The sequence below is a fragment of the Fimbriimonadaceae bacterium genome (assembly GCA_019638775.1).
Classification (GTDB): Bacteria; Armatimonadota; Fimbriimonadia; order Fimbriimonadales; family Fimbriimonadaceae; genus JAHBTD01.
In genome coordinates, this window is record JAHBTD010000041.1 from 1 (window position 1) to 8,712 (window position 8,712).

Genomic DNA, 8,712 nt, shown 5'->3' on the forward strand with positions numbered 1-8,712 from the left:
GACTCCCGACATCGAATAACTTATTCTGAATCCAACGCAGATCTGCCTCGAGTTGCGCGGAGGCGGGAGACGCACCTCCACCCTCGGCGTTCATCGCCCGCACCAACCCCACCGACGCATTCAGCTCATCGACCGTGCCATAGGCTTCGACTCGCAGGCAGTCCTTCCAAACCTGTTGTCCGCCGGCTAACCTCGTTTGGCCCGCGTCGCCCGTTCGTGTATAGACCTTGGTGATTCGCATCCCGGTAGTCTCTCCTTCCATTCGACTCTCTGACCCCATGCCTCATAGTGCACCAAATTTTCAACAGAAAGCCTGGCTCGCCACCCGGCGGCCTCAAGGTCCGGCTTCTTCGCAAACTCCGACACATATCCGAGACAGAGGTAGGCCAGGACCTTGACCGGCCTCGGAATACCCAACAGGCGCTTCAGCGCCGCGTGATTCAAGATACTGACCCATCCGACCCCGATCCCTTCGGCGCGTGCCGCCAGCCAGAGATTCTGAATGGCGCAACAGGTACTATAGAGGTCCGTATCCCGCACCGTCGAACGGCCTAACACACGCGGGCCGCCTCGTTGCCGGCTGCAGGTCACGCAGAGATTGACGGACGATTCTTCAATACCTTCCAGTTTGAGGCTTCGATACAGGTCCGCACGAGGCTTTGTGTACCGCAGCGCGGCAGCCGCATTCGAATCGAGAAAAAGCTGCTTCACCGCGCGCTTTGTCTCATGCGTGCGGACAATCACAAAGTTCCAGGGCTGCATGAAGCCCACCGATCCGGCATGGTGCGCGGCGTTCAGCAAACGTGCCAGCACCTCGTCGGGGATCGGTGTCGGCAGAAAATTTCGACGGACATCCCGACGTTCATAAATCGCCCGATAGACCGCCTCTCGTTCAGCCTTGGAAAACAGTTCGGACGGCTCGGCCGTTGTTCGAGTCAACCGCTCTCGTTTGTTACGTACCATGAGGCGTTTCATTCGAAGGCTGCGGTCCAAGTACTCCATCCGCCACCTGCTGCAAACAGGCGGGGCACAGGCAATCCTTAAACCGCGCGGCGATCCAATCCATCTGCTGCTCGGTAATACCGATCTTCCCGCACCAGCATTGATACCCGACACATTCGAACGGCTGCCGGCAATGCTCACAGGTTTTCGCCACCGGCCCTCTCAAAACTCCACCCCTGCCTGCGCCTTGATGCCTTTTCGGAACGGATGTTTCACCTGCTTCATCTCCGTCACCAGATCCGCCGCCTCGATCAACTCCTCCGGAGCCCCTCGGCCGGTGATGACGACATGTTGCATCGCCGGCCGCTGTTGCACACGCGGCAGAACTTCAGGCACCGCCACAGAGCCGTGGTGCAGCGCAATATTGAATTCATCCAGGATCACCATCGCATAGGACGGATCGCGCATGAACTCGCAGGCCTTGGCCCAGGCCGCCTGCGCATGGCTCGTATCGCGCTCCCGATCCTGTGTCTCCCAGGTATACCCTTCACCCATACGGAGAAACGTCACGCGGTCGCCGAACGATTTCAGGATGCGCTCCTCTGCGGTGTCGATCGCCCCCTTGATGAATTGAACGATCGCCACCTTCATGCCGTGGCCGAGCACACGCAGCGCCATGCCAAGCGCGGCAGTGGTCTTGCCCTTACCCGCGCCGGTATAGACGATCAGCAAGCCCTTCTCGTCCTGCGCCGCTTCGATCCGCCGATCCACGGAGGCCTTCACGCGTTGCATCTTCGCCGTATAGTCGTCCTGTTCCGTCATGTCATCCCTTTGTGACAGAAGCCTGCGCCCCCTGCTGTCGATAAGCAGTCCTCAATAGATCCGCCACGACGGCCGGGTGACTGCCGAAGTGCAAATGGCTATACAACGCGAGGGTATTCCCCATCGTCAACCCGTCCTGCCCGACGGGTTTCCCCGCTGCATCCGACAGGGTACAGGCATGATGGAGTTCGCCGGTGGGTTCGAGCATCGAATAGTGAAATTCATGCCCGCGCACCACTGTCCCGGCTCCGCCCAGCATGCAGGATTCAGCGATCTCCACGGTTCGATAACCTAACGTCATCCCGTTTTTCCGCATGACCGCATCCGCCGGAAACACCCCGACCATTTCATGTCGCCTGCCCTCCCCGTCTCGAATGGCGTCCGTCAAGTACATCAGCCCGCCACATTCGGCATACACAGCCCCGCCACGCCGGGCAAATGTCTGCACGGCCGAACGCATGGACATATTGGCCGCCAATGTCTCGCCGTACAGTTCGGGGTAGCCTCCGCCGAAATACAGCAGGTCCACATCAGGCAACTCGTCATCGTGTAAGGGCGAAAACCTTACGATCTCCGCGCCTGCCGATTCAAGCAACTCCAGATTATCCTGATAGTAAAAACAAAAGGCCGCATCGTAGGCCACACCGACCCGGACCGGTGCTGGCCCTGCCGCCGCTCTCGCGATCGGCAGATCTTCTTCCGGAAATTCGCCGGCGGAACGAGCCAGAATCTCGACTCGATCCAAATCGATTGTTGAAGCCGCGGATCGAGCCAACCGGTCATACAGGTCACCGTGCCGCTGCTCGATGGCGGTCCTCAGCCCGAGATGGCGATCCTGGATCGTGACCGAAGCATCGGGCTGCAAATACCCCACAACCGTCAAGTCCGTTTCCGTCTCCACTGCCTCCCGCAATAACTGATAGTGGCCTTCACTCCGCACGCGATTAAACAGGACTCCGCGAACCTGAACGGCCGGGTCGAATGTCGCATAGCCGGAGGCTATGGCTGCGGCCGATCGCGCCATGGCGCTCCCGTCAATCACCAGCAGCACCGGCGCATTGAGTTGCTTCGCCAGTTCCGCCGTACTCCCCTGCTCATGTACCGCTGAGCTACCGTCAAATAACCCCATCATGCCTTCGATGATCGACAGGTCCGCATCCGCCGAGGCGCGCGCAAAGATGGCACGGTTCGCGCTCTCCCCTAACATCCACCCATCCAGGTTTCGCGAAGGCCGTCCGGTTAACGCCTGGTGATGGCCGGGATCGATGAAGTCCGGCCCGGCCTTGAACGGCTGCACCACCATCTCTTTGGCTTTCAATGCGGCCATGAGCGCCAGAGTGACTGTGGTTTTGCCGGCACCACTGTGGGTGCCGGCGATGACCAATCGAGGACGATGCATCGGTCGCACGCTCACGCTCGCCTCACGACTTTCCTCCGAATGAGACCCGAACGCCGCCGAAAATCGAACGGATCGGCGTGCCTCCGCTCGTGATCTCTTCGTACTTCTCGTTGAACAGGTTTTCAGCCCGGAGATAGGCCTGGAGTTGTTTCGTCACGTCGTACGTGACGGCCAACGACCACACATCGAATGCCGGAAGAGGTTGCCGATCTCCGGTGGTGTTGTAGCGCGAGCCCACATATCGACCGATCAGCGTGATCCAGAGCGGGTCGATGGGCTGATAGCTGATCGTGGCGCTCCACTGATCGGTCGGCCAGCGCGGCAGACGACTTTGGCTCTCCAGATCGCGCGTGAGGGTGTTGGTGTATTGGGCCTGCAGAATGAGGCTCTTCAGGAACGGCTTGTCGCTTGAGTACGTATAGGAGAGTCCCGCCTCCCACCCTTTGGTCGAGGCTTCACCGAGCTGCTGCGGGCAGAACCCGAATGTGCTGAACGGCGCGCAAAACCCCGGATCGAACGTCGTCGTGATCAAATTCCGGTAGCGGTTCCAGAAGAACCCTCCCGTGAACTTCAGCTGCTTCGAGAAGAAATACTGGTCGATCCCCACGTCCATACTCTGGCTTTTTTCCGGTCCCAGATTGGGATTCCCGAAATTGGGGAAATACAGTTCGTTCATGCTGGGCGCCCGAAAACCGGTCGAATATCCGGCGCGGAGTTTGGTGTCCGTTTCTTTATGCATATACCCGCCGGTCAATCGATAGGTCGTGGCGTCGCCGAAGACGTTGTAACTATCATGGCGGACGCCTGCGGTGGCAAACACCCGATCCCACAGGTTGAATTGGGCCTGCGCAAACCCTGCATGGGAACTCAGGATGCGGTTGGTGAGCCCGCTGTCGTTCTCGCCCTGCTGCTCTCGAAATTGATAGCCGGCGCTCAACATCAGCAGTTTGGTGATTTGAAAGTTGTGCTGCCATTCCAAGCGATTGGAGAGCACCCGCGTTTCGTTGGGATCTCCGAAGGGGGTGCTGAAAGCCCCGCTGACGAGGCTGCGTTGCAAGGTGCCGGGCAGAAACAGCGAGGCCTCCTGAGATCGCGCCAGCGTCAGCTTCTGTGACCACCAGCTCGTCACCGGCTGCTCATAGCTCCCGCTGAACACATATTCCTGGCTCCGGATCTTCGAGCCATACACATCGCTCGGAGCCGTGGCTGAAAGATTGTCCAGCTGCACATCGGAATTCATCCAGCGCATGCTGAAGTCCAGCCGCCCGTCATGCGGAAGATCGACGCCGATTCGGCCCGAGCCCTGCCAGTTGCGATAAGAATCCCGCTCGGTGGCGCCACGCCGGTAGTTAACGGCCGAAAAACTAGAGGTGTCCCAGCGGGAGAGCGAGAGACTGTAATCCACCGCCCCCTGCTTCCCGGACACCGTGCCCCCTTCGCGCAGAGAGGCGAAGGACCCGTATTCCATGAAGCCGGTAGCAGAGAGCGGTCCCTGCCCCTTCTTCGTCACGATGTTGATGACACCGCCCATGGCGTCGGATCCCCACAACATGCTCTGCGAACCGCGGAGAATCTCCACTCGCTCGATATTGTCGGTCGTCAGGTTGGCAAAGTTGTAACTGCCGACGGTGCCGCTGTTGACGATCGCGCCGTCGATCAGTACCAGGGTCTGATTGGCCCCGCCTCCTCGAATCTTGGCCGTCACCTCGGTGCCGGGCCCGCCGTTTGAAAACACCGCCACACCTTGGGCTAACCGAAGCGCATCCACCACACTCCGGATGTTCTGTCGCTTCATGTCCTGCGCCGTAATGACTTCGACGGCACTGGTGACCTGAGTGACCGGCAACGGGGTTTTAGTTGCCGAGACTACCACTTCCTCGGCTTGTACGACAGGATCAGACTCCGGAGACTCTTCGGCAGCGGCCACTGCGGTCCAGACAGGCGGGACACTTGCGATACACAGCAACACGAAATAGACAGACCATTCCCTGACAATTGTCGACATGCTGACACTCCCTTTCGCTCGAAGGGATCAGTCGTAACAGCCGTCAGTTGGGTCTCCTGACTTGCGGATCATCGTTGCTCTGCGCCTTCCCAACCGGAGCGTCACTCGTCTCTCGTGAAACGCATCTCGCAAGCCCTCAGAGTCCTGCGATTCACGCTTCACCAGCGACGCTTCACGAACCTAGTCAGTGGCTCAATGCAGAGTCACTCCCCGCTTACAGTGGCGGCACCGTGATGGTTTTGCACCATCTTCCCCGACGCTGACGGCGTCTTCCTGACACTCCGCTCTCCAATGATGACGCGCCCCTGCTTTTCATACGGGTGGGCCGGGCGCGAACCCCTCCCGCAACACATGTTCAACTCCTGAACGGCACAGCCTGCCTCGGCAAGGTAACCCTGGGCAGTCCTGACTCCGGATGCGGATCGATCAACACCTCACAGCCATAGACTGCCCGCAATGCTTCCACCGACAACACCTCGGAGGGCGTGCCCATCGAATACATCGCCCCTTCCTTCAGCATGACGATCCGGTCGCAATACTGGCTGGCCAGGTTCAAATCGTGCGACACGATGACGACCGTCAGGCCCTGCTCGTCGCTCAAGCGCCGCAGCACCGAGCAAATCTCGAGTTGATGCTGGAGATCGAGAAAGGCGGTCGGTTCATCGAGCAGCAGCACTCGAGGCGCTTGCGCCAAGGCCCGCGCAATCATGGTGCGCTGACGTTCTCCTCCGGACAGATCGGTGACGGCGCGCCCGGCGAGATGCGCGATGTCCATCGTGGCCATGGCCTGCGAGGCCGCCTGGCAATCCTCTCGATCCTCCCAGCCGAAGCCCAGACTCCATCCCGCTCGTCGACGGTGGGGGAATCGCCCCATCACGACCGTCTCTGCGACCGTGAACGGAAACATTTGCGGACTGTCCTGCGGCACCACCGCGACGGACTGCGCCACCAGCTCGGGAGAGAGGCTGCGCAACGGTCGCCCGAACAGGGCAATCTCCCCTTCCTGTGGCACAGCCAATTTCGCCAACAGTTTCAACAACGACGTTTTGCCGGACCCATTCGGCCCGACGATGCCCAGGATTTCTCCCTGCGCGACCTCCAGCGTCACATCTCGAAGTACCCAGGGCTCTCCCTGTGGACGCGATAGTCCGTAACGAAAATGCACCCCACGAACGGTATAGGCCTGGTGCGCCGCCAGACCTGACTCCAGGTCTCCAGCCGGAGTCTGAGCGATGTGGTCGATCCGCGTCATGCCAATCGATCCTTTCGCCACACCAGCACATAGACGAAGAACGGGCCGCCGGCTAACGCGGTGATCACCCCGACCGGCACTTCCGACGGCACAAACAACGAACGCGCGATCGTGTCCGCCACCATCAAGAACATCCCGCCGACCAACGCCGAAGCCGGCAACAACAATCGATGGTCGGCTCCGAGCACGAGACGGACGGCGTGGGGCACGATCATGCCGATGAAACCGATCATGCCGCTGAACGACACCACGGCCCCGGTCATCAGGGCCGACACCAGAAAGATGAACCGTTTGACACGCTCCGTGTCGATCCCCAGCGAGCGCGCCGGCTCTTCACCCAAGGCCAGAATATTGAGCACCCGAACCTGTTTGAAGAGCAGCACCAACCCGATCAGCAGATAGCCGGACAAGGCCACCAGCACCGGAAAGGCCGGCGCGGTGAGCGACCCCATCAACCACGCCATCATGCCGAACGACCGATTCGGCTCCATGATGGAGGTGATGAACATGATGAGCGCAGAGAACATCGCATTGAGGATGACCCCGGCCAGGAGCACCGAGTGAATCGGCAGACGCTCGTGGGTCGTCGCCATTCGATAGATCACCGCGAGAGCTACCAGCCCGCCGACAAACCCGCACACCGGTAACAGCGACAGGGCCAGCACCGTCGTTCCGATGCCGAACAACACGGCGACGGCAACGCCCAAAGCCGCCCCGCTGGACACACCCAGCACATAGGGATCGGCGAGCGGATTCCGAAGCAAGGCCTGTAACGCCACGCCGACCGAGGCAAGACAGCTCCCCACCAGAAATCCGAGTGCGACCCGCGGCAGCCGGACCTGAAACAGAATGACCCCGGCCGTGTCGACCATCTGCTCGTCGACCGATCGACCGAACAGCAGCGACACGAAGAGGCCGAGGATGCGCCCCACGCCGATGTACTGAGTCCCCAACTGCAGACAGACGAGCGCCAACAGACAGGCCACGAGCGACAGTACGGTCATCACGCGCCACCAGCGCGACGGTGCGAGAATCACGTCCTGAACCGGCGGGTCGCCTGCGACCGTCGGCGGACCAGATGGCAAGGGACCGGCGGACAAGTTCGATGCAGTCAAGGCGTGCGCGGGAGGCATGGGGTGGCCGGCTGCTGGCATCATGGCTGTACGGGGACCGGTTCCGATGCAAAGGCTTCGGGGTGGATCGCCCTGGCCAGCGCCTCCAGCCCTTCCATGACGCGCGGGCCTGGGCGGTTGAGGGCATCGGCCGACACTTCACGAAGCCGGCTTTCTCGAACGGCGGTCACCGTTGTCCAGCGCCTCCAAGCCTCCTGCTCACTTCGCGACACGGTTTCAACCGACCCTCTGGGAAACAGCAGGATTTCGGGATCTTCCTTCAACACCGTTTCCATGGTGAGACGCGGATAGGGCGCCTTCGCCTCCGCGGCGATATTGAGTCCGCCGGCAAGCCCGATCATCTGGTGAATGTAACTTCCCGGTCCCACCGTAATGAGCGGCTGGCTATTGATGACATACAAGACCCGAACGCGTGCCAGATGCTCGGTTCTGGCGGTGAGTTCCGCCATCCGGCTCCGCATGGCCGCGGTCATGGCATGGGCTTCCGTCGAACGATCAAAAATGCGTCCCAGCGTGTGAATGTGTGAAAAAATGCTCTCCACCGAGGTGGCTTCCAACAGGAGCACCGGGATCTTCAATTCCTCCAGCTTGGCCAGCACGTTCGCGCGGTGGAACTCCCGCGGCGCGACGATCAATTCCGGCCGGAGGGCCACCAGGGATTCCAGATTGGGGTTGGCGTACCCGACCTTGGCTTTGGCCTTGGCCGCGACCGGGAAATTGCAAAAGTCCGTGACCCCGACGATCTGTTCGTCCAGCCCCAACGCAAACAACATCTCCGTGATGCTGGGCGCCAACGAGACGACTCGTGCGGGCGCCTTGGCCACATAGAGTTTTCTGCCCGCGTCGTCGATAAACGTGCGCGGCGTAATATTGGCCATGAAGGGCATGCCCGTAAGGATGCCTTGTTGACGGCGTTTCATCACCGCATCATCCTCCGAAGGTTGCGCAAACGCGAGCGATACACAGGCGAGCAACACATAGCAGGCGACTCCAAGAAGTCCGGTGAGACATCGGCGAACGGGGATCGGGCGAAGGGCGCGCAAATAAAAAAATCCCCAGGGCCAACGTGGAACCCTGAGGATTACCCGCACCATCATCCTCGCCTATTCCCCAGCCCACGAGGGAATAAAGGGTCTTCCTCGGGCAGGTCTTCTGGCTT

Annotated in this window: 9 protein-coding genes and 1 riboswitch; all 9 genes read right to left on the reverse strand. The window is 60.5% G+C overall.

Annotated elements, in window-relative coordinates; genetic code table 11:
• Nucleotides 1-241 (reverse strand): ATP:cob(I)alamin adenosyltransferase (locus KF784_18825; protein ID MBX3121120.1); only part of this gene is annotated, 241 nt, incomplete at its 3' end.
• The gene (gene bluB, locus KF784_18830) at nt 187-963 is read right to left on the reverse strand and encodes a 5,6-dimethylbenzimidazole synthase (protein MBX3121121.1); all 777 of its coding nucleotides are present in this window, start codon (nt 961-963) and stop codon (nt 187-189) included. The genes bluB and KF784_18825, both read right to left, overlap by 55 nt.
• Nucleotides 953-1,156, reverse strand: a complete 204-nt coding sequence (locus KF784_18835) for a cysteine-rich CWC family protein (GenBank protein ID MBX3121122.1) — start codon at nt 1,154-1,156, stop codon at nt 953-955. Before KF784_18835 ends, bluB begins: the two co-directional genes overlap by 11 nt.
• An 8-nt stretch (nt 1,157-1,164) precedes the next feature.
• Nucleotides 1,165-1,764 (reverse strand): cob(I)yrinic acid a,c-diamide adenosyltransferase, encoded by a 600-nt coding sequence (gene cobO / locus KF784_18840; GenBank protein MBX3121123.1) that lies wholly within the window; start codon nt 1,762-1,764, stop codon nt 1,165-1,167.
• Between the two features lies 1 nt (nt 1,765).
• Nucleotides 1,766-3,148, reverse strand: coding sequence for a cobyrinate a,c-diamide synthase (locus KF784_18845; GenBank protein ID MBX3121124.1), 1,383 nt, complete (start codon nt 3,146-3,148; stop codon nt 1,766-1,768).
• Between the two features lie 37 nt (nt 3,149-3,185).
• Nucleotides 3,186-5,168, reverse strand: a complete 1,983-nt coding sequence (locus tag KF784_18850) for a TonB-dependent receptor (protein ID MBX3121125.1) — start codon at nt 5,166-5,168, stop codon at nt 3,186-3,188.
• A gap of 28 nt (nt 5,169-5,196) precedes the next feature.
• A riboswitch (cobalamin riboswitch) is annotated at nt 5,197-5,460 on the reverse strand.
• 63 nt (nt 5,461-5,523) lie between these two features.
• Nucleotides 5,524-6,420 carry an ABC transporter ATP-binding protein gene (locus KF784_18855; GenBank protein ID MBX3121126.1) on the reverse strand — a complete coding sequence of 299 codons (897 nt, stop codon included), beginning with the start codon at nt 6,418-6,420 and terminating at the stop codon, nt 5,524-5,526.
• Nucleotides 6,417-7,424, reverse strand: a complete 1,008-nt coding sequence (locus tag KF784_18860; GenBank protein ID MBX3121127.1) for an iron ABC transporter permease — start codon at nt 7,422-7,424, stop codon at nt 6,417-6,419. Before KF784_18860 ends, KF784_18855 begins: the two co-directional genes overlap by 4 nt.
• Before the next feature lie 149 nt (nt 7,425-7,573).
• A complete protein-coding gene (locus KF784_18865) occupies nt 7,574-8,473 on the reverse strand; it encodes a cobalamin-binding protein (GenBank protein MBX3121128.1) in 900 nt (299 codons plus the stop codon).
• Nucleotides 8,474-8,712 lie beyond the last annotated feature (239 nt).

What these genes read in the sequence shown, in the direction of transcription:
- KF784_18865 (MBX3121128.1), bottom strand. Translation starts at nt 8,473, where the DNA reads ATGAAACGCCGTCAACAAGGCATCCTTACGGGCATGCCCTTCATGGCC.
- KF784_18850 (MBX3121125.1), bottom strand. Translation starts at nt 5,168, where the DNA reads ATGTCGACAATTGTCAGGGAATGGTCTGTCTATTTCGTGTTGCTGTGT.
- KF784_18860 (MBX3121127.1), bottom strand. Translation starts at nt 7,424, where the DNA reads ATGACCGTACTGTCGCTCGTGGCCTGTCTGTTGGCGCTCGTCTGTCTG.
- bluB (MBX3121121.1), bottom strand. Translation starts at nt 963, where the DNA reads ATGGTACGTAACAAACGAGAGCGGTTGACTCGAACAACGGCCGAGCCG.
- KF784_18855 (MBX3121126.1), bottom strand. Translation starts at nt 6,420, where the DNA reads ATGACGCGGATCGACCACATCGCTCAGACTCCGGCTGGAGACCTGGAG.
- cobO (MBX3121123.1), bottom strand. Translation starts at nt 1,764, where the DNA reads ATGACGGAACAGGACGACTATACGGCGAAGATGCAACGCGTGAAGGCC.